Below are 20408 nucleotides of genomic sequence, written 5' to 3'. Positions count from 1 at the left end.
TAACACTTAAACCATTAGCTAACGAGTACAGTCTAAGTTCCGTTACTGGTGTTTTGTAGACTAGGAAGATGTACTAGACTGTTAGTCTGCATCTAACAGTAGAGATAGTCGTGGTATCAGTATGAAAGGATCGACTTATAGTCAGCTCACCATATTTCAGACCATAGCGAGTGAAGGCAGTATTCGAAGTGCTGCACGTAAACTTGAAATGGCCGCTCCATCGGTAAGCCATGCGCTGAAGCAATTAGAGGAGCATCTTGGGCTTCCATTGTTTACTCGCAGTACTCGACGTGTTGAGCTGACGGAAGCGGGGCGATTGCTACAACAACGAACAGCGTCTGCCATAACAAACTTAGACTATGCATTAGAGAGTATTAAAGACCTGGGAGACGCGCCTTCAGGGAAGGTCAGGATTACTTTACCACGCTTTGTATTTCAATTTTTTTTACAGCCAATCTATGCTGAGTTTTGTCGCCGCTATCCCGATATTCAACTTGAGATTAATGTGTCTGATGCGACATTAAATATTATTAAGGAAGGGTATGATATTGGAATACGTTTCGGGGACAAGATTGATCAAGAAATGGTCGCCCGTCAACTGACACCTTCTACTCAAGAAGCGATGTTTGCTTCAGAGGATTACATCAAACGATATGGTCTCCCTAGTACTCCGAATGATTTATATAATCACCGTCTAATCCAATATAGGTTTTCAACCTCTAACGAGTTACGACCGCTAAAACTACAGCAAAATGAAGAGACTATAACGATTGACATGCCAGTCTCCTTAATAGTCAATGACACTTACGCCGTAGTTGATGCAGCAGAAAAGGGGCTGGGGATTGGCCGTATCATTGCTCCATTAGTTAAAGAGAAATTCGATGAGAAACGGCTACAACCTGTACTTCCTACATATTGGATGTCCTACCCTGGATTCTATCTGTTTTATCCTCAACACAGCCAAAAAGCGCGACGAGTAAGAGCATTAATTGATTTCTTGATGGAGAAGAGTAGTCTGACCCCATTTTGGTGATCAACAACGTGATAGTAAGCTACTATTTGTCGAGGTATTGATAGAGTATGATGAACAAGCGCTCTGGCTTGAAATGGGATATTCTCGTGTCATTTAAGATCCATAAATACTGAAACTTATTTGATCTCCGTTCTACCCACCTTGAGACAATAGAACTGGTAGGTTGGAGCCAGACTATTCCGGTGCATTATCCTTAATCCGTAACAAACAATAATTCAAACACATATTAACTAATTGAATATCTAGTTAATGGAGGTTTGAATGAGCAAATCACAACGACTCACCACCACTTTCCTCAACAATCTTAAACCCAACCCTAGAACCGCAAAATCCACCGATTACGAAGTCAATTTATCCGCTATGAAAGACAGTGGTTTACCTACTGGAGTGCGTTGCTTAGTGGGTAAATCTGGAGGGAAACGCTTTTTGCTGAGGTATATTAGTCCTCAGGTTCCGGGTAAAAAATCTGCGATTGGTCTTGGCCGTCACCCTGAGACAGATCTTGTAACCTTGAGAAAGATCGCTAAGGAGTACCGCCAGAAGATCCTTGAAGGCATTGATCCCAAGCTCGAGCGTGACAATCAGGCTACCGAGAAGACGATGACTCTAGAACGGTTCTTTGATGAAGTGTACCTACCGCTGGCTAAACAGAAACGCAGTTGGAAGGATGATGTTGCACGATTTCGTTTAGCAAAATCGATACATCATATCTCGATTCATGACCTAACCGCCGCCGATATCATCAAAGTCCAAATGGAGATGCAAAACGCCGTTACGATTAAGGGTAAACCGTATGCTTCTGCTTCGATTAATCGCGTTTTGGCTCTATTGAAAACGATCAATCGTCAAGCATACAAGTTGATGGACGCTCCGCTCATTGCTGACAAGGTGAGCTTGTTGAAAGAAGATAACGTGCGCACTGGTTACTTGTCCGAATCACAGCTAAAGGAGTTCATAGGTCACGCCCTGAACCATGAGGATAAGAGCATTAGTGCGTACCTAATTATTCTGTTTTTGACCGGATTACGCGATAAGGAACTTCGACTTCGTTTAAAAACTGATGTGAGTTGGGAGGAAAAAACACTCACTATTCCGCATACGAAAAACGGTAGTAGTCACGTTATTTATCTAAGTGATTACATGCTTGATATTTTGAGGTCGGTGCCTCATGTGGCGAATAATCCGTATCTCTTTCCTGGACGCAAAAAGGGTAAACCAGTAGGGCAACCTAGGCATGCTTTCAAGGCTATTAAAGCCAAGATGGGACTGCCCGACATACCCGGTGATAAAGCGAACCTAACCCTGCACAGTGCTCGCCATACCGTTGGGTCGCTTTTGGCGTCACAAGGAGTCTCGTTACACGACATAGCCAAGCAGTTGAATCACGCTGACCTGTCATCAACAAGACGCTACTCAAAATTGACTGTAGGGCGTCGGAGGGAGATTGGCTCTCGTTTATCGGATATGGTGACTGCGAAGCCAGAGATACGCTGGGAATGAAGAAGTTAGGTTTAACCAGTTAATTTAGAAATACATTAGAAAAGCCCCTGTTTAGCGATGAGCTAAACAGGGGCTTTTTCATTATTAGAAGGAAATTCACGATGAAAACAGTAAACAAGTTTGAAGACATTCAATCACTGCCAATGCCTGATGGTGTGAAAGCAAAACTACTCGAACATTTGACAGAGCCATTCGGTGATGAAGAAAGCACTAAAGCATTCTGGGGTGAAGTCGGTACGATCTTGTACTTGATTGAGGAAGGGGATACCGACGAAGCCTTGAGTGAACAATCTGAGGAAGATCTGCACTTCCTTCGCTTTGTTACTAACTACCCTGAATGGGTTCTGTTGTTAAACGACGATGAGTGTCCTTGGCTTATAGCGGTCGCCATAGTGACCATGGAAGGTGGTGGTGTGTACTGCTGCGCTCCAATGAACAGTCCAACGTTCCCTGTCGCCAAGCTCGCTGACCAAGCTGAATCTTAAAATCAAACTAAACCTGAACAATTCCATCTCAAAGGAGGTGTCCTATGGCACGTAAATCAAACCAACAACAAGAAACAGTTCAACCTGAAATCGTAGAGGGCAATGAACAAGTCACGGTCACTGACGATCAACCAGTAGACCATTTCGCTAATATTGTGCGCGAGGGAAAAGCGAAAAAACTATCACCGAAAACGGAGAACCACGTGTTCTATCAAATAGCATTAAATGACGCGGAAGCCGAGCTTCATATCCGCATGTCGGATAATGAAGGTGGTGGTCTGCACAGCAAGGAATGGATCCCGCTTAAAGATATCACCGCTGTACTAGATGTACAGGGTGATAAGCCGTTCAAGAGTTCTGTGCTGAAGTGTGTGTTTTCTGGACAGTCAGCGAACAACGCTGGTTTTATGGCTGCTTGTTGCAGGGGGCTTGGTCTTATCATCCAGTCGGAGAAGTCAGTGTTTCTCCACGTTCTAGCGCCAGACTACGTGACGATTCGAGAGGAAATCCTGTCTCTAGTGGACTCTGAACCCAAAGCTGAATAACCTCGAAACTCACATCAATCCTTACCCACTAAGCCAATTCTGGCTTTCATACTGAGCACTGCCCAAGAGTGCATCCCTAACAAACTAAAAGAGATTTTATTATGAACTTAACTTTTGACGTTGAGCGATTACTACTGCCTGTCAGTGTCGATCTTCAAGATGCTTTAAACCGAGTGATCAGCGAATCGGGCAAATGGACACCCATGATCCAATCGGTAGTGATCAACTTTCGAGATTCATCCTACAATGCAGAGAGTAGATCTGGATTTCACCCTGTTGAAATCAGGCTTGTTCGCCTCTACGACCAGTGGATCTTTGATTACATCACTGACTTTGCGTATTGCGGTGGTCCTTATCCCGAACTGGTTAAAGAGGTGGATTTTAACTTCTCATCTGGAACAGCGAGTTTTTCCTATGTTCCGGAACTTCCGATAACAAGTAATGAGGTAATGGAGTTCTACTCGATGTGGGAATCCAACTTTCTCAGCTACGTGGAAATGGGCGTGTTCGATGAGATAAAAGTCACTGTGGATTAGTCCATCGGCAACAAACCAAGTAGAAAGCACCATGTATGTACCATAAAATAGTTGACGCACTTCCTAGTGAAACTAAGGCTTCCCATTGTTCCATGTTAATCATGGCGTGATGGGAAGCCTTTTTCATTGGGGCAAGTTTTAGCAACGTTTACCCAATCCGTTGCCTTCGGAATTCAGAGGGGGTGAAGTTGCTGGATTGCAATGGACGGTGGAAACACCAAGGAAGGGAGTCTGAATTTTAACGAGTTTGGTTGGTTTACACTGGTGTTTTGTTATTAAAAGCTCCCATTACTATGTCGAAGCAATGGGAGCAGTAAGGGGCGGGAAGCCTATAGAAAATACCGAGAGAATGATTTGTCTGATGCTATCTCTGCAACTAGGGGTAAAGGCTTCCCTTAATATCAGCGCCAAGAGCGCACCTTAATCTTATGTTCGTAGTTTGGCGCGAAAACTAGGGTATTTTCAACGTTGCCATACGAAATGACAACTTATCCAATTTACCCCCCAGTACAAACAGAATTAGGTATAACTTACTGACTTAGTTCGTCCAGTAGAGACAACCCTAGCTGATACTTGTCATCTAGTGCAGATGGGTGAACATGTCTCTTTATATTTGGTAGAGAGTTCAGGTAGCTGAAGAATCCGGAAGTGGTCATAGGGTATCCAGGCTCAAAATACTCTTCCTCATCATCCCCAAATGAAAACCAATGACAAAGCATTACGAGGTCTTCTTTCTCGTAAACAACCGCAGATGTGCGTGACTTTTCATGGTCGCTGTAAGCTAGAAAGTCAATGAAGATAACTTCTTGGCTTTCTGGGTTTTCCAAATGCTCTTCTGCCATCTGAATCGAGTAGTGATCCGACTCTGCGAAAAACATTTGAGTTCCCATTGTTGCTTCATGTCCCCAAGCTGCTGCCGCACACTTGGCAATTTTCTCACTTTGACAGTCGTTAAGTAGATGCTCTGTTTTATTGAATGAAATAGACATGTTTTTGTACCTATTTTGTTTTGGTTTCGATACGCGGATTAAACATGCTTCACTTATAAAACACTAGTCTAACTGATAGATTTATAACGATATTCGTGAATGGATTGACACAAATGAACTTTTACTCAAATTTTTCGCCTATTTTCAGAAGCTAGTTAAAACAGGCTAGGTGTAACAAAAGGAACTTGTCACCGGGATCTATAGTGACAAGTTCAATTCATGGCTCTGTTTATCCAGTCATCATACCTAGTAGATAGCCAACGACGGTGAAGCTTAACAAGTTAGCGATATCAACTAGGTAAAAATACGGACTGGACTGAGTGATTTGGAGCAGAGTTCGTGCATCAGACATCATGGTTATACCCCTATTAAATTACTTCTCCTACCGGAGTTATTTTAGTGTTTGCTAATTAACGACGAAAAATGGCATCATTTTGAGTTTTCCCTTGCGCGGTATCGGTTTGAGGTTTCGCTAAATCACCCCTTTCGCTTATTCCACATAGGTAAGCTCAAAATCTGTACATAGTGGCAAGTTGATGGTTAGGAGGGGCTTTAGCGGCGCAGTGAAACGACATTATGTCGTGGTTCTTTGGTGTCTTGGAGCTGTGCTTCTAGAGAGAACACTAGGGCGTTATTTATTAACGTGGCATCGTGATGAAACGATACTCATGTACAGCAAATAAAGCATTTGGATCATCATGATCTAATTGCTCAGTAAGCTGATCGGTTTCAGTAGTCTAAAACGTGTTGACTACTTGTAACGATCCAATGTGGCGTGGAGATCGCGTATCAGTTCAAGCTTAAGGCTGACAGGGGAAAGCACCTCGACTTGAGGTATCCAAGACTTCAACAAAGGCAAGATATCGCTCAATCTTGATACTCGACTGCTAACCAACAAACTACCGTCGCTCAGTTCTTTCAATAGCTGCTGGTGGGGAAGAATCATACCTTCAAGAAAGTGCGGAGCTACTTCCCTATCAACCTGTACAAGCACTTCAGCATCATCCGGAGTTAGCCACTCCATCCCTTGTTTATGTATCTCCTCGTGGACCTTTTGACTCGGTTTGTATTTATCTTCCCGGCGGTGAATCCGTGAAATATTCGGTAATCGGTACGAATGTAACTGGTCACTGTACGTCGCGGCGAGGAACCAGATACCACGGTCATTCACCAAACGATAGGGATGGACAGATTCAAACGTTTTGCCATTGTAGATAAGGTCAATAACAGAGTGAGTGGTGATAACTTCGGTCAACTGTCTAAACAGTGAATCGAACTTCTCGATGGGTTCTGAGCGTGGGCTCTTAAACAGAACGGGGGTGTGACCGTTGAACTTGTAGTTATTCGGTAGTAGCGCGGACAACCCCGTATCGTGAAGTACCTTGTTGATATTCGCATTACCATTATTTCGAGTTACCGGATCTAACCGATAACCCTCATTGGTGCGGATAATCGGAGCGTTGACTAGCCTTTCATTGAAATCGCGTCTCAGGGTTTTCTCGCTTACCTGATAATCCGCGACCAACTGCTCAGGGGAGAGCACTTCTCCCATAAACAATCTCGTCAATATGTCACCTAGCCTTAAAGCTAGCTTTTCACTCTTATCGCTCATGCTACTAGCGTACGGTTTCCCTTGGACAGGTTGAGGGCAAAACATTTTTAAATGTTTCTAACCGTCACGCACTTAGATTTGGCATAGCTTTCATCGGATAAGGCAGGGCAATGACTACACAGAGTTTTAAAATATTTCTGCCGTACTGGACACATCCTGTCCAGTGGCAATGGGATACTACACAACGTAGTTTCACTACAACGTCAATTGAAGGAAAAACAAAAATGAAAGTGACATTCATTAAGCCACTTATGACATCTGGCTATTCATGCCGCTCTTTAGGTTGTCCCGGTTGGGTCACTAAGGGTGGGTCATGCGATACATGTGGCGCAATGGATTACAGCTAAGAAGGAGTATTCGTTATGGGCGGTTGGACAGAAGACCAAGGTGACTATGATGATGGCACAGAAGATTCTGGCTTCAGTCAGGACTTCGATATGGAGCCGGGCGACGATGGTTGGCTCGGCGGCGACTTCATGGCTGATGATGACGATGATTAAGTCCCATCACTAAATTAGGCTTATCAACAAGGGCGGTATCGAAAGGTATCGCCCTTTTCTGTATCTATAGGAAAGGAAAAAACATTATGGCGAAGACACATTTTCACTCTAACCATCAACAGCGCTGGTTTAAGCCTAGCGCGTCAACAGGTGTTCGATTCGCGAAGTACGGTGCCACACTCGGTACCCGCTATGGTCCACAGGGCGTCGTTCTCGGTGGAGCGATCGGGTTTGTCGCAGGTGCCCTTATGGGAGGTGTTCTAGACGAACTTGAACTGTAATTAAAAAAGAAGTAGGGAGACCTACTTCTTTTTCTTGATTTTGCTTCCATTGTCAGGATTATAAGTAGCAATAATTTATAAACTATAACAATGGATTCTCACATAGGAGATCTCCAAATTCATGCTTGGAATCAATAAAGAAACACTGAACCTCAGAAAGCTCATTCTTGTCATCTGTATTTTTAGTGTTTCCATAACATTAATTAATGCTTTTTTCTCAATTTATCAGGTTCAACGCGATCATATTATCCGTGACACTTTAGAGACAAACCATACTTATGCCAAGAAGATGGCAGAAGTTACGGATGTTTTTTCGGAGTCTGCTATGCGACAAGTTGAGTTCTCTGCTGAGCTTTTGGGAAGACATTTCACGAGCAAAGACTATATAGAGCGTGAACTGAATCGCTTACAACAACAGGCGAACTTATTTAACTCTACAGTGCTTGTAGATAATGAAGGATTCATCGTTTCAACCTCAAAAAACATAACAAAAGCAGAGGGGATACAAATTAAAGATGAAGCTATCTTACACTCCATTAACAAAGTGCAACCTTTTATTACCAAACCATTCCTTTCACCTAAAGGAAACTACTTGTTATGCATTTCCTATCCTATTTTCTCTCCTAATAAAGAATATCTTGGGTACTTAGGGGGGACGATCTACCTTAAAGATAACAATGTCTTAAAATCTCTCCTTGATGATCATAGCCATAGAGATGGTTCGTATTTGTACGTAGTTGATAATAGCAAAACGATAATCTACCACCCAGACAGTACCTTGATAGGCAAGGTTGTTGAAGACAATCAAGGAGTTAACTCGGCTCTTGAAGGTAAAGACGGTGGTCTTGAAGTGGTTGACTATTTTGGTGAAAAAGTGCTTGCCGGGTATGCACCTGTACAAACAACAGGATGGGGTGTTGTCGTCGAGAAATCAAAGTCTCTTAGCTTTGACTTATTAGAGTCTCAAATCCATTCTGTTTTTGCACGTACGATACCTTTGAGCCTTTTTACTTTTATCCTTATTTGGGTAACGTCTGGCACTATCTCTAAACCTTTATGGCAGCTTGCTCGTTCTATGAATAGAACAAATGTGGAAGACTCTGAGCCTATTGATTTCAAAAAGATAAAACCTTGGTTTTTTGAAGCGTTTTTATTGAAGTCAGCAGTACTTAAGACACTAACGGATGTTTCTAACACGATAGAAAAACTTCATTGCAATAGTTTGACTGATGTCATGACGGGACTCACTAATCGTAGAGGTTTTGAAGAAGCACTTGAGAGGTTTAAAGAAAGTAAGAAACCTCTTTCTATTATGGCTATTGATATTGATTTCTTTAAAAAAGTGAATGATACCTATGGACACAGTGTTGGAGATGAGGTTCTAAAAGAGCTTTCTAATCTGATTAAATCTCAATCGCGTAAGACAGATGTTTTATGTCGAACTGGTGGGGAAGAGTTCATAACTTTTCTTGCTGAAATGAGTGTAGGAAATGCATTTGAGAAGGCTGAAAGATTAAGAAAGCATGTTGAACAGCACCAGTTTGCAAGCATAGGTAATTTAACTGTTTCAATTGGCGTGTCACATTGGACTGGAAGTGGAGAGACACTTCATATGGCTATCCAAAAAGCAGATACAGCGCTGTATCAAGCGAAAAGGAAAGGTAGAAACCGAACTGAAGTCAATGTCTAAGACTAATTCGAGCATAGGAAGAGGTAGGGGGGACTGGGACTCTGCTTCTTTTTTATTGGTGGGTTCGAGCTGAAATTATGTCGTTTCAAGAATGGAAAGCAGAAGGTCGAAAGGTGCTTGCTAACGTCCGTCAACAAACACCTTTCAGATAGGGCATGGAAATTCTTGCATGAAATGATCGCTAAGGTCTGGGCAATTTATTTGATAAAAAACGTACTATTAAAAAACTATTAAGTAGTGAGAGTAACTTGTAACACGTTAGTGACCAGTGACTTCGCTAATCACCTGCTTCAAGCGCTTCGCTGTCTCCTTGTAACCGAAAGAATCACGTTTAGTGTCATAGTCGTGCACCAGAGCGGTTTCAAGCTCATCAAGGATTTGATCCCAGTGTTGGATCTTGCCACCTTTCGATTCGATATTCTGACCAACTTTACGAACCTCACGAAGGCGAGTTCGGCGGTTCTGGTTAGTGCGATTTGCTTCAGCGGTGAAAGCATTAACGATTAAATCATAGATAGACATGTTCATAATTTATATTCCAATAGTTAAGTAAAAGATGCAGTTAAACTGCGCTTTGATGGAAGCCCCAGTTAGGTTTGTAACGACGGGACGGTGATGATGCTGCTGTAGCCTTCTGAATTTCCTGTTTGATCATTAACTGTGTATCTAGATCATCACAGGGAATAAATGAAAGAATCCGGTTACCTTGAGTTCTCAGGATAAGTCCTTGATATTTTTCACTAAGGTGACATTCATATCCTAGAATGGCGTTTTTCCGCACCCAACTACCTGTTGGGAGGGTTATCCAGTAATTCGCGTCTCGGATACAAAGCTTCTCAAGGTCAGCAAATAGCGTATCGAGATTTTGCTCACTTTCTTCATCTTTAAGAGTCAAATGAGCTAGCTGTTTACCGCTCGCTGCTCTGACACTGACATTTCCATCAGTGATATTGATTGATGCCAAGATACTCGTTGACACCTGTAACTTGACACTGAATAAGTTCACCGTGTTCTTTTTTACTTCGGTTGCCATGGGTGTTCCTTAATAGTCGATAGCAAAACCGAAACGTCATAATGTCGTTTCGGTAACAAGTTACGCAGCTTCAAGAGTGGGTTGACCTTCTAATTGTTGACGTAGGTTGGCATTCTCCTGCTCTAGCTCTTTGAGGCGAGCTTCCAGCTCCGATACTTTGTCAACCAAGTCATCATTCACAACGGAGTTGGTTTGTTTCTTCTCTGTTTTTAACTGAGTTGCAAAATCGTTGAACATTTCATTGATAGTGTCAGATTCAACATCCGGGTCTTGTTCTAGGTGTTGTTTAATTTGCTCACGCAAAGGGGCATAGCGTTTACTCGATAACTTGTAAACTTTGGTAAATCCAACTTTACGGCATTCATCTAGCGTTCCGAATTCACATAAGTTAGTCCAACGTGTAAGCGTGCGCTTATCTACTGTGCGTTTACCGTTACCGATAATATTTTCATCACGCCATTTACCGAACTTATTCTTGTTCCCTTGAAAGAGCTGCTTAGCTTCAAGCATTGCAGCACCAATATCGTACTGGGCTTGCTCACACAGTTCCTTATCAACAACACGACCAGCACCCGCGTTCGACAACGCGTTTACTGCTGTATTGGCTAACTCGCTTAAAAGGTTTTCAATGTGCTCTAATGCTTTGTTTACATCAGTCATTTTTCTAGGTTCCATATTTAAAAAAGAGCTCCATTTAATCCCCTTTTAAGTTTTTGGTCAATAGTAAAAATTCTTTCAAAACAATCACTTATTTATGGATTTGAGTGTTTTATAGTGAAAAAACGAAAAGTGGATTACAAGGGGGCGTATCGTTGTTTAAAAGGCGTGTAAGGAGGGTATTACCGAATTGCTTGTTACTAAAAAGGGATATTAATCCACTCGGGAGAATTGGTTTAAGAGCCTGCTAGACATGTATCGGATTTTTCAAGAGCAAATTGGATCAAGATTTTTAGCGTTATTTTTGTGAACCTGATCACGTTGTATGCATTTGAATGGAGGGTAGATACCGTCCATTCCTTTTTTAGTTTGAATAGAGGCAAAAAATTAGGATAGGTAAACTTAGTTCTGACTGAATAATGGTATATAAATCATAATATTAAGTTAAAAGATGGATGTTGTATCTTGATAGTGTAATTAGGTCACGCAATTCCCCTCTGATTACGTCAGTAATCCCATCACGAAATCTTTAACCTAATCCCCTATCAAGATATAACATCCATTTATGTTGATATAATTTATTAAAATCAACCAGTTATGTGTTTGTGTGTAAGCGGTTCTCTTCACGTTTTCCGCTATCGTTACCAACTATCGTGAGTTCTTCAGCATCATTTTTACTTCATCCAGTTCGTCTTTATGGAAAAAGTGTTCTATCTCCATGTCAGGGAACGTTGCAATTAACCAACGTAATAGTGGGATTAGTCTTGGGGTTGCAGCGAGTACGTTAGGACGGAAGGCTGTGTCTCGTGAATTACTAATGGCATTATCTGCAATCCTAAATCCTGCATTGTTAAACAGTTCAGTAAGTTGTTTGAGAGTAAGTTTCTTACCATTAATGGTTTTGGTGAGTCCGTAGCTTTCTTTAGATAGAGCTCTTAACGCGAGTTTTAGCAGGGCACCCTGTGAACCGCCTTCCTCATACTTGATGTATGATCCCTTCAGTAGTGGTTTGGTTTTGCTGTAGTCGATCCAGTTCTCCCAATCTTCCATTTTTTTAAGACAGTTATCGCGTCGCCATCCATCAAACAATGCGCGAGTCTGTTGTCCTTCTTGCTCGTTCTTCCAAGGTACGGTATCGAAGTAGATATGCTCGACGATGTGACCTTTAGGGTGGCGGATTTTAGTCATGCGAGGATTAACGGGTTTACGCTTAAAGTCGAACTCTAAGTTGAGCGTCTTTTCTCGTTGGATTTCTATCAAGTCCATGTCTTTAAGGTACATGTCACGAGGTGAAATCAATGAGTTGTTTGGGATCTTCTGTCCGGGGTAGCGGTCTAAGAACAGTTCGACCATATAAGCATTTTCATCCTTTGCCGATGATAAGGCTGATTCTGGTGGCTTAACGCCTGCTTTTGCTATGACGGGTTCGGTATCGCCATATTCACCAGTGATTTGTCCACGGGTTTTCATTGCGATGATTTGTTTAGCATGGTGCTTATGCTTAATCATCTTACCGTCACCCGTTTGCTCGCATATCTTACTGAACCGTTGGCTAATGGTTCCTGAAACATGGAGTTGTTCTTCAGTACAGTCTACGAGATACCCATCTGTTGTGGCACTTACAACGGTAACGCCGTCGTGATTACCTTTATCATCCTGTATCGATAACCCTGCTAATTGCTCTGAGAGAACCGCTCTAACGAACCCTGTCGCATGAGCTGCGAAATATGGATTGGTAACAGGAGAGTGTGGGATATTTTTGCTTAACCCATCTAACGAGTTGAAGCCTCGTTTTCCTTTAAGTCCCTGCCCTAATTTACCGTATAGCGTGTTGCCTATTTCTTTCCAGAGCTTCTCTCTGAATTTATCGCCTTCATCCGTGTATTTTTGTCTTTGCTCTCTGATGAGTTCCGTAAAGCCTTTGAAAAGTGGCTCTTTATCTTCAATCCATGGAACTATCACTCCGAACTGAATTTCAATATCACATCCCATGTTATATGCGACTTCTATTTCAGGAGCGGTGCAGTAAGAGTAACCTTCTAGCGGATAATATAATCCATAGAGGTCAGTTCTAACGGGTAGGCATGGAAATTTCGTAGTGTCTTTATTGAAGCTGAACTTAACGTAAGCAAACCCCATTTTATGACCGAGATAGTCATTGATATTGGTTGAAGTGAAGCTTTTCTCGAAGTCTACGGGTTTAATGTCCATTAAGGCATTGACGTACGCTGTAGCAAGATCGAAATCGTTGTAATCACCTAAGTTTGCACCACCAAACACGTAACACTCGTTTCTACCTCCATGGAAGCAGTCTATTGCCAATTGTTCGAAGATACGACGACCAGCAGTGATGACAGTTTCTTTCTTCTGCATGACACGACCTTTTGTTTGATTCCAGTATTGAATCGTTTTGGTCTCCATGCCGAGTGCTTGGTTTAATGCATCTTTATCACCCGTGAGTGCTTTGAAGATTGATACTGAGAAGTTACCCAGTGTTGATGGTAGATGTTCAAATTGAAGTTTGTCTAACCGTTCTTCTGGAACTTTATCTTTGAGTGATTTTTTAATGTCTTCGAGGGCAAATTGTTGCATCTCGAATCCATACCTCACTGTTATTTCGGCATCTCGTAGGGCATAGCGAAGGAAGAGTGGCTCGTCTGCGACCAAAAGCTCATCCATACGGCTTTTACTATATGGCTCTGGTATCACTTCTTTAGGAATTTTGATGAGTTCACCGACGTTATCAAGTCCGCTTTGTCCTGGACTGAGTAGTAAAGTATCTACAAAGCGGACACGACTCTCACGTTTCTTTCCATTCTTGTCTGTAAAGTGAACGGGCTCTGAAGCTTGCTTGGTTCTACCCACTGCGTCTAGGTCGATACCGTATGCGCCACGCGTGGAGGTTAATGTACTTCTAACGACTTCCAGTTTTGCTTTCTGACTGGTATCCCAGAACGCTTCGAATGACACCATGTCAGCTCTGAGGTAGTGAGCATAGATGTAGATTTTCTTTGGCCATCCTGTGATGAATCCGCGCCCCATTGCAGTTTGGAGTACTTCAACCAAGAACTCTTCAAATTTCTTACGTGGTTTCTTGATTCGATTAATCGCTTTAAGTTCATCTTCACGGCTTTTGTTCGCAGCTCTGGATTTCTTGATAACATCAGCAACGGGGGTAAGTACCACATCACTCATGTGGTGTTCACCTGTGATTAGATAATACTGATAGGACAGAATGTCGTTTCGGTTTTCCTCGGCGTTGTAGACGTACTCACTGTCTATACCAATGTGAACCGCTTCATCATCACCTTTGAGAGCTTGCCATGGTGACTGCTGTTCATTCTCGAAGTAGATGTCGAGCTCATCATCGACAGCTTTACTTGAGTATTCATCGGTTTGCTCTTGAGTGAGGAATTGGTCGAGTTCGATGCTGGTTGATTCTGTGGTTTGGTCGGTGGTTTCTGCTTGGAAGTATTCGTCGAGTTCTTTATCTATGGCTTCAACATGGTTAGGTTTGTTTTCATTGTTCATCGTTGTTCTCTTATAACCAAGTGCATTGTTGGCGGGTGATGCGACCTTCTTTATACCACAGAGCTCATCCTCTGATGAGTGTGGCTTCGTCTTGGTTTGGTGTGTGAGTTAAAAGGTTGTGTAGAAAGCGGGAGGGACAGAACGATGATTTTTGAGATTTTGATGTGTGGTATGGAGAGTGGGGCAATTGATGAAAGTAGAAACCCATACCGGGTATGGGAACTCTCAAAACGGTGCTGTTTTTCATCGTATGCAACTAAACATATAAATAACTCCGCTAGGAGGTCCGATTTAAATATGATTTACCCTAATAGTTGGTGGTGAACGATTTGGTCTGACTGTATGTGCGGTATAGAGAGCCTGATCCTTTAGTGGGATCAGGTCTTTGTTACTGCTTGATTGAATTCTGCGCTTTTTTGTCTCGTTTCTGGTGGTGATTTGGGTAAAGCCGTTACCTCGCTGAATGACAAGGCTCGTCGAGCTAAGAATAAGGGTGAGGTTTTGAATCTGTCGTTGGATCAAGTTTCTGCTGAGTATGGTTTGGCGAAAATTGGGTTTACTGATGAGTTTGATGGTTTGGTTGCTCAGTTAGTTAAGCAGGTTGGTGAAGCTGTTTTGACCGAGCTATTTTTTACTGTATCTGCTGAGTAATGTACTGAAGTGTAAGTGCTCACGAGTTAATTTACTCTTAACTGAATCTACTTTTTACTTTCGTTAAGGTGATAAAAATTATGTAAAAATCTTTAGCAATAAGACATTAGGTTTGTGATACTGTTTTTTTACACAGTGGTTGGTGAGTGGTTGTACTTGATTTAATATGTTTAGGTATTATCATCCACTCCTTGCCATCAACTAAGAGAAGGTTCAAGTTGTTTAATACAAATACATCAACTGTAGATTTTAAAGTAGCTCCGAAAGATGTCACACATGTTGGTGGTAAAGGTGAATTTCTTCATGACTGGTATGCATATCTAGAAGGCTACTCGTCTGAGTTTGTCCGATCGGTGCTGAATACCTATATGCCTAAAGCTAGCAGCATTCTCGAACCTTTTGCTGGTGTAGGTACAACGCCGCTGACTCTTGGCTTTCAAGGTGTAAAGACGTTTTACAGTGAAATTAACCCTGCAATGCGGAGAGTTATTAACGCAAAGTTGACTATTGCTGCGTTGCCTAAGGAGAAGAAGTTACAACTTGCCAATGAGATCAGGAAATTGTCTCGTCAACTTCCTGTATTGTACATACAGCATTTAGAGAAGGGTGAATTAAAGAGTCATTATGAAGTGGCATTTAAGAACAGTATCTATTTTGACGCTGATATGTTTTCAAAGGTTTTGAAAGTTCGTTCTCTTAACGATGAATTAATTTCCAAGAATCCAGCTCTTGGTTTAGCCCTTGAAGTGGCAGTGATTTCGAAACTAATTATCTGTTCTCGTTTGAAGCGTGCTGGTGATGTTCGTTTTAAAACTGAGAAGGAACTTGCTAAGGGTTTACCTGAGTTTATTTCTTCAGTTCAGGAACAGTTAATACTTCTAGCGGAGGACTGTCTGCGCTGTCCAACATCTGAGGCACAAGCGCAACTTGTGGCTCACAATGCTAAACAGTTGCATGAACTTAAGCCTCTTAGTGTTGATGGCGTTATTACATCTCCACCGTACTTGAACGGTACTAACTATTTCCGCAATACCAAGCTTGAACTTTGGTATATGGGATTTATTACTACTGCGACCTGCCTGCGAGGATTCCGAGATCAAGTAGTCACATCCGGCATTAATGACGTAACCAAGAACAAAGGCAATATCATTCATCCTGCTGCTCGCGAAGTAGTGGCTGAGCTCGAAGCAAACGCGTACGACGGTCGAATTTCTAAAATGGCCGCTGGTTACTTCGAGGAGATGGGGTTAGTGTTCAAAGGTTTGTCTAAGCATATGAATGCTGGTGGTATTGCTGCTATCGATATTGGTGATTCTCTATATGGCGGCATTCATGTTCCAACCCATGACATCCTTAGCGAAATCGCTAAGGATTCAGGCTTTGGAACGCTGGAGATCGTTAAACTGCGTGAGCGTAAATCTAAATCTGGAGCACCGCTAACTCAGTCATTAATCGTGCTTGAGAAGGCTAACGTTGATAGAGTTATGGTGGATACCATTCAGCCACAAGCATGTGACATTCCGCATAAATGGGATATGTTCAAAGAGGCATTGCCTCACTTGCAACACCCTTACTCAAAGCGTAATTGGGGTAACCCCCTGCATTCGGTTTGCTCTTACCAAGGTAAGATGAAGCCAGCATTGGCCTTCAAGCTGATTGAGACATTCTCAAAGCCTGGCGATAGAGTGCTGGACCCATTTAGTGGTTCAGGTACTATTCCATTTGAAGCTGCCTTAAATGGCCGCACGTCATATGGTCTCGATATTGGATTGCTTGCTACAAGCTTAAGCAATGCTAAGATAAAACGACCTAATCGGGAAAACGTGACTGCGATTATTGAGGCATTAGAGCAATACATCGCGAACTCACAGCCGAGTGAAGTATCGATCAAGGATGCTAATGAGGTTAAGTTTAACAAGACGATTCCTGAGTATTTCCATGGAGATACGTTCAGGGAGATTCTTTGTGCGCGTGATTTCTTCATTGATAATCATGACTCAGAGTCTGCTGATTGGGCTCTCGTTATGTCTTGTATGATGCACATTCTGCATGGTAACCGTCCTTATGCATTGAGTCGGAATAGCCACCCGATTACGCCATATGCGCCTAAGGGCGATTTCGTCTACAAGAATGTTATTGAAAAACTGTGGGCTAAAGTCAACAAGTCGCTCTGCACCGAAGTTAATGACCACTTTATCGATGGTCACTGTTTCCAAGCGGACATTCTCGAGGAATGGCCCGAAGAAATTCAAGAACTGGATGCTATTATTACGTCACCTCCGTTCTTCGATAGCACCAAGTTCTACATGACAAACTGGATGCGCTACTGGTTTTGTGGATGGACTAGAGAAGATTTTGATACTCAACCCAAAAGCTTTGTTGAAGTCATTCAGAAGAAGTCATTCGATGCTTACGATTTCATCTTCAATCAGTGTCATCAGAGATTGAAGACTGGTGGTTATGTAGTTCTTCACCTAGGTCACTCTGAAAAATGTGACATGGCGAAGTCACTCAAGCCATATGCTGATAAGTACTTTGACATCGTAGATATCTTTACTGAGTCTGTGGAACACTGTGAGAAGCACGGAATTGCTGACAAGGGCGGGGTCAAAGGACACCAGTACTTAGTGTTACGTAAGTAATGAAACTGGCGGTTGCCTAACTTCGTAGGCAACCGCCAGTTTTCTAACTAGGAATCACTGCACTGTATGACATCGTGGCTCTCTCAGCAAATTCCAATTTCCCGAAAGGATCCTCTAAAATTCTGAGTTTTTGATTGGGCTTTCCAGAGTTGTTTACGAGCACAAGCATGTATTGAGATCGATATTTTTGAGCAGCTTTATACTCAGTTTCAGTTAGTGTCACAGAGTTCACTATATCAACGCTGCTCTTTACTTCGATATAGACGGCAGAGTCATCTTTCGATGCCCAAAGATCGAAACCATACCCTCTCTTATTAGTGTAGAAATGAACATCCCAACCTTCCGAACGATAAACGGATGCAACGAACGATTCTGCAGCGGCACCATTATTTTCTTCTGGGCTAGTTGGGGGCTCCCTGAAGTCTGATGTGTCTGGCTTTGGTAACTTCAAGTCAGCTTCAGTACTAGATTCTTCTTGCTCGCCTTCATCAATGACAGATATATTTTCACTCACATGTCGCCAGTTATCGACTAAGCGTAGAGTCTGATCATCTCTTACCATGGTCTTACCTAGACTGAAAAGCGAGAAGGTGTGAAGGGCCATATCACGCCAGTTTTGATATGCTTTTGTTTCATCTGATGTAAACGTATTTCTGATTACGCTGATCAGCTCAGCTTGCTCTTGGGCGCTAAGTTGACGGTAGAAGTTAACCAGCTCAATACACTCAGCAATTTCATCTTCCGACCGGATTCGGGATACAAATAGGTCGTACTCATCTCTGTCGATGTGTCCGTCACAACTTCTCATGATTTGATTGATTGCATCATAGACCGCGACATTAAACTCAGAGTAATTTTCTGCTCGATCATCTGGGCAAGAAGGTGGGACAGCGAATTGGATATTTTTAAGGCATTGCTCAAGGACTGATTTGGGATCTGAGGTTACTGCTAGCTCTCTGCCGAGTTCAGTTAACCTTAATTTGTTCCAAAATCGGCCATTAACCTTCTCAATCAACTGCAAAGGTTTGTTCATGACTAAAAGGTGATGGCGCCGTAGCTGCACACCAGGATCATCTGAATGTAAGTCGCCAATTTCGCCAAGTTGCTGATAAGCGCCATCTGTCATAGTGATCAGACCATCATTATCCTCCAAGTGGCGAAGGTAAGAGGTCATTTGATAAATCCATTCTGCATCAGTGTGGACGCGAGTGATTACGAACCATCCACGATCGCCACGGTTTTCACCAAGGCGCCTGTGCAACCTGTTTTGGATTTCTGTGTAATTCATAATGTACCCTTGATCTTGAATAAAACTTGTGGTTATTAATTCGGTGGTTACTAGGTCTACTTCAACCAAGCCGAAGAAATTTTCCCAGCATCTACAGCTATTCTCAGAAAGCTAAACCCTAAGTCTGAGAGAATCCTTTTATCCATTCGTTTGATTTCTTGTTGGTATCTATGTCCAAAAGCATTCAAGAGATTAAAAATTTCATCTGGATTTTTTAACTTATTTACCGCTGCTTGGTAGTATATTGGCTCTGGAGATTTAAGTTTATCGAAACTTACGCCTGAAATTGCGGCTATTTTACGTAGTTGAGAGTCCGTCTTGTAAAATTGATCCGGCCATTTTGCTGATTTCTCCAAGTTACAATTCTTACAGAGCGGAGTTGTATTCCAGTCAACTAATGGCCAAAGGTATTTGGAAGGTAATAAGTGATCCCAGTGGATATCAACTAACTGATTGTTTTTATTGTCAAAAAACTTGGTGCCGCAACCAATGCATTCATTGTCATATCTTTCCAGCAAGGATTTCTTGTTAAGCTTCGTAGAGTCTTCATCAGCTAAGACTTTAAAGAACTCTCTATTTCTTGAGGCTTCACGATGCTGTTCGGGAATGCGGGTTTGGTTCTTTATAGAGTTGTAAACTTGTTTGCAATGATTACATTCTCCTTGTCGCCCTGTTCTTCGACTTCCATGATTATCAAAATCCTCATTTGGTTTCAGGGCCTGGCAAATAACGCAGTATTTGTAGAGTCTTGCTCTTTCAACCAAATCTCGATGTGAAATGAGGAAATCACCAGACTCTATCAACTCGTGTTCTTTGGTATTGATCAAGTCGTAATCGTATATGTGGGTATGCTTACCATCTTCAATACTATACCCACAACGGGTACACTCTATAACAAATCCATCCTTGATAGTTTCAGCTGGAAAATAAACAAAGTTATCACAGCTTGGTCTAGGACAGTTGATAGCTTTATACTGTTTATCTCCTTTCCTATTTCCTAGTCCAGTTATTCGGTTATATTTTTCGACCTTAGTATATGATTCACGCCTAGCCATTGTTCTTGTCCTTTCCTTTTTTAAATTGTGGCTAGAACATGATGTAACTCGATTAAATCAATGTCTATTTTTTTTTTGAGTTGTGATGTTGCTTTCGTATAAGCATTGAAAGAAGTGAGGTTACTTTGTGTTTGATAGACGCCATTTAAATATAATGAGAGTCAACGCCATGGTCTTTGAATTTTCAAGTGATGGTAGTAAATACAAATAGTTAAAAGGTCATTGGAAGGAATTAAAATGGGTTTCCTACGCTGATTCAGTGATCAATAAATGTAAAATATCTATAATGAAATCCTACTTAATGAGGCTTGATATCCAAAGTAATCCTCTTAAATCTAAGTGATTACAAGTAGTTAAGAGGAATTCAAAATCCGTTTCCA

19 protein-coding genes are annotated in these 20408 nt (G+C 42.0%); 10 read left to right on the top strand and 9 right to left on the bottom strand.

Annotation, left to right across the window (positions count from 1 at the left end):
- Positions 1-121: 121 nt before the first annotated feature.
- From KI742_RS07550 to KI742_RS07530, 5 genes are all read left to right on the top strand, one after another.
- On the top strand, positions 122-1033 hold the full coding sequence (locus tag KI742_RS07550; RefSeq protein ID WP_285386123.1) for a LysR family transcriptional regulator: 912 nt from the start codon (positions 122-124) through the stop codon (positions 1031-1033).
- 261 nt (positions 1034-1294) lie between these two features.
- Positions 1295-2533 (top strand): integrase family protein, encoded by a 1239-nt coding sequence (locus KI742_RS07545; RefSeq protein WP_085570027.1) that lies wholly within the window; start codon positions 1295-1297, stop codon positions 2531-2533.
- 101 nt (positions 2534-2634) lie between these two features.
- Complete coding sequence (locus tag KI742_RS07540) at positions 2635-3018, top strand: hypothetical protein (RefSeq protein WP_285386124.1); 384 nt, start codon at positions 2635-2637, stop codon at positions 3016-3018.
- Between the two features lie 44 nt (positions 3019-3062).
- Entirely contained in the window at positions 3063-3563 is a 501-nt protein-coding gene (locus KI742_RS07535; RefSeq protein ID WP_285386125.1) for a hypothetical protein, read from the top strand.
- Positions 3564-3664: 101 nt separating this feature from the next.
- Complete coding sequence (locus KI742_RS07530; RefSeq protein WP_285386126.1) at positions 3665-4099, top strand: DUF2787 family protein; 435 nt, start codon at positions 3665-3667, stop codon at positions 4097-4099.
- A gap of 530 nt (positions 4100-4629) precedes the next feature.
- Here the strand turns inward: KI742_RS07530 and KI742_RS07525 are convergent.
- From KI742_RS07525 to KI742_RS07515, 3 genes are all read right to left on the bottom strand, one after another.
- On the bottom strand, positions 4630-5088 hold the full coding sequence (locus KI742_RS07525; RefSeq protein ID WP_025767633.1) for a hypothetical protein: 459 nt from the start codon (positions 5086-5088) through the stop codon (positions 4630-4632).
- A 229-nt stretch (positions 5089-5317) separates the two neighbouring features.
- Positions 5318-5443, bottom strand: coding sequence for a hypothetical protein (locus KI742_RS07520; protein ID WP_256900693.1), 126 nt, complete (start codon positions 5441-5443; stop codon positions 5318-5320).
- A 396-nt stretch (positions 5444-5839) separates the two neighbouring features.
- Positions 5840-6700 carry a YafY family protein gene (locus KI742_RS07515; RefSeq protein WP_285445295.1) on the bottom strand — a complete coding sequence of 287 codons (861 nt, stop codon included), beginning with the start codon at positions 6698-6700 and terminating at the stop codon, positions 5840-5842.
- A gap of 362 nt (positions 6701-7062) precedes the next feature.
- Here KI742_RS07515 and KI742_RS07510 point away from each other — a divergent pair, with 362 nt between their 5' ends.
- The 3 genes from KI742_RS07510 (at position 7063) to KI742_RS07500 (ending at position 9171) form a co-directional block, all read left to right on the top strand.
- A complete protein-coding gene (locus tag KI742_RS07510; protein ID WP_023585706.1) occupies positions 7063-7200 on the top strand; it encodes a hypothetical protein in 138 nt (45 codons plus the stop codon).
- An 86-nt stretch (positions 7201-7286) separates the two neighbouring features.
- On the top strand, positions 7287-7481 hold the full coding sequence (locus tag KI742_RS07505) for a hypothetical protein (protein ID WP_243194600.1): 195 nt from the start codon (positions 7287-7289) through the stop codon (positions 7479-7481).
- Positions 7482-7602: 121 nt separating this feature from the next.
- Complete coding sequence (locus KI742_RS07500) at positions 7603-9171, top strand: sensor domain-containing diguanylate cyclase (protein ID WP_285386129.1); 1569 nt, start codon at positions 7603-7605, stop codon at positions 9169-9171.
- Between the two features lie 258 nt (positions 9172-9429).
- Here KI742_RS07500 and KI742_RS07495 read toward each other — a convergent pair whose 3' ends face one another.
- The 4 genes from KI742_RS07495 to KI742_RS07480 form a co-directional block, all read right to left on the bottom strand.
- Positions 9430-9699 carry a hypothetical protein gene (locus tag KI742_RS07495; protein WP_025534411.1) on the bottom strand — a complete coding sequence of 90 codons (270 nt, stop codon included), beginning with the start codon at positions 9697-9699 and terminating at the stop codon, positions 9430-9432.
- A 34-nt stretch (positions 9700-9733) separates the two neighbouring features.
- On the bottom strand, positions 9734-10204 hold the full coding sequence (locus tag KI742_RS07490; RefSeq protein WP_285386130.1) for a hypothetical protein: 471 nt from the start codon (positions 10202-10204) through the stop codon (positions 9734-9736).
- A gap of 60 nt (positions 10205-10264) precedes the next feature.
- Positions 10265-10864, bottom strand: a complete 600-nt coding sequence (locus KI742_RS07485) for a hypothetical protein (protein WP_029863660.1) — start codon at positions 10862-10864, stop codon at positions 10265-10267.
- 645 nt (positions 10865-11509) lie between these two features.
- Positions 11510-14392 (bottom strand): DNA polymerase, encoded by a 2883-nt coding sequence (locus KI742_RS07480; RefSeq protein WP_285386132.1) that lies wholly within the window; start codon positions 14390-14392, stop codon positions 11510-11512.
- Positions 14393-14830: 438 nt separating this feature from the next.
- Between KI742_RS07480 and KI742_RS07475 the strand changes: the two genes are divergently transcribed.
- Together KI742_RS07475 and KI742_RS07470 are read left to right on the top strand one after the other, a co-directional pair.
- Positions 14831-15043, top strand: coding sequence for a hypothetical protein (locus KI742_RS07475; RefSeq protein WP_285386133.1), 213 nt, complete (start codon positions 14831-14833; stop codon positions 15041-15043).
- 218 nt (positions 15044-15261) lie between these two features.
- Entirely contained in the window at positions 15262-17685 is a 2424-nt protein-coding gene (locus KI742_RS07470) for a DNA methyltransferase (protein ID WP_285386134.1), read from the top strand.
- 43 nt (positions 17686-17728) lie between these two features.
- Here the strand turns inward: KI742_RS07470 and KI742_RS07465 are convergent, their stop codons facing one another.
- A complete protein-coding gene (locus KI742_RS07465) occupies positions 17729-18973 on the bottom strand; it encodes a protein NO VEIN domain-containing protein (RefSeq protein ID WP_285386135.1) in 1245 nt (414 codons plus the stop codon).
- A gap of 56 nt (positions 18974-19029) precedes the next feature.
- On the bottom strand, positions 19030-20028 hold the full coding sequence (locus KI742_RS07460) for an HNH endonuclease (protein WP_285386137.1): 999 nt from the start codon (positions 20026-20028) through the stop codon (positions 19030-19032).
- Between the last annotated feature and the right edge of the window lie 380 nt (positions 20029-20408).

It is taken from the genome of Vibrio sp. D417a, assembly GCF_030248595.1.
Classification (GTDB): Bacteria; Pseudomonadota; Gammaproteobacteria; order Enterobacterales; family Vibrionaceae; genus Vibrio; species Vibrio alginolyticus.
This window is presented reverse-complemented; position numbering and strand designations above follow the sequence as displayed.

Coding starts and splice junctions, on each gene's coding strand:
- KI742_RS07490 (WP_285386130.1), bottom strand. CDS start 10,204: ATGGCAACCGAAGTAAAAAAGAACACGGTGAACTTATTCAGTGTCAAG.
- KI742_RS07515 (WP_285445295.1), bottom strand. CDS start 6,700: ATGAGCGATAAGAGTGAAAAGCTAGCTTTAAGGCTAGGTGACATATTG.
- KI742_RS07550 (WP_285386123.1), top strand. CDS start 122: ATGAAAGGATCGACTTATAGTCAGCTCACCATATTTCAGACCATAGCG.
- KI742_RS07460 (WP_285386137.1), bottom strand. CDS start 20,028: ATGGCTAGGCGTGAATCATATACTAAGGTCGAAAAATATAACCGAATA.
- KI742_RS07525 (WP_025767633.1), bottom strand. CDS start 5,088: ATGTCTATTTCATTCAATAAAACAGAGCATCTACTTAACGACTGTCAA.
- KI742_RS07540 (WP_285386124.1), top strand. CDS start 2,635: ATGAAAACAGTAAACAAGTTTGAAGACATTCAATCACTGCCAATGCCT.
- KI742_RS07480 (WP_285386132.1), bottom strand. CDS start 14,392: ATGAACAATGAAAACAAACCTAACCATGTTGAAGCCATAGATAAAGAA.
- KI742_RS07505 (WP_243194600.1), top strand. CDS start 7,287: ATGGCGAAGACACATTTTCACTCTAACCATCAACAGCGCTGGTTTAAG.
- KI742_RS07545 (WP_085570027.1), top strand. CDS start 1,295: ATGAGCAAATCACAACGACTCACCACCACTTTCCTCAACAATCTTAAA.
- KI742_RS07495 (WP_025534411.1), bottom strand. CDS start 9,699: ATGAACATGTCTATCTATGATTTAATCGTTAATGCTTTCACCGCTGAA.
- KI742_RS07535 (WP_285386125.1), top strand. CDS start 3,063: ATGGCACGTAAATCAAACCAACAACAAGAAACAGTTCAACCTGAAATC.
- KI742_RS07485 (WP_029863660.1), bottom strand. CDS start 10,864: ATGACTGATGTAAACAAAGCATTAGAGCACATTGAAAACCTTTTAAGC.
- KI742_RS07510 (WP_023585706.1), top strand. CDS start 7,063: ATGGGCGGTTGGACAGAAGACCAAGGTGACTATGATGATGGCACAGAA.
- KI742_RS07465 (WP_285386135.1), bottom strand. CDS start 18,973: ATGAATTACACAGAAATCCAAAACAGGTTGCACAGGCGCCTTGGTGAA.
- KI742_RS07530 (WP_285386126.1), top strand. CDS start 3,665: ATGAACTTAACTTTTGACGTTGAGCGATTACTACTGCCTGTCAGTGTC.
- KI742_RS07500 (WP_285386129.1), top strand. CDS start 7,603: ATGCTTGGAATCAATAAAGAAACACTGAACCTCAGAAAGCTCATTCTT.
- KI742_RS07520 (WP_256900693.1), bottom strand. CDS start 5,443: ATGATGTCTGATGCACGAACTCTGCTCCAAATCACTCAGTCCAGTCCG.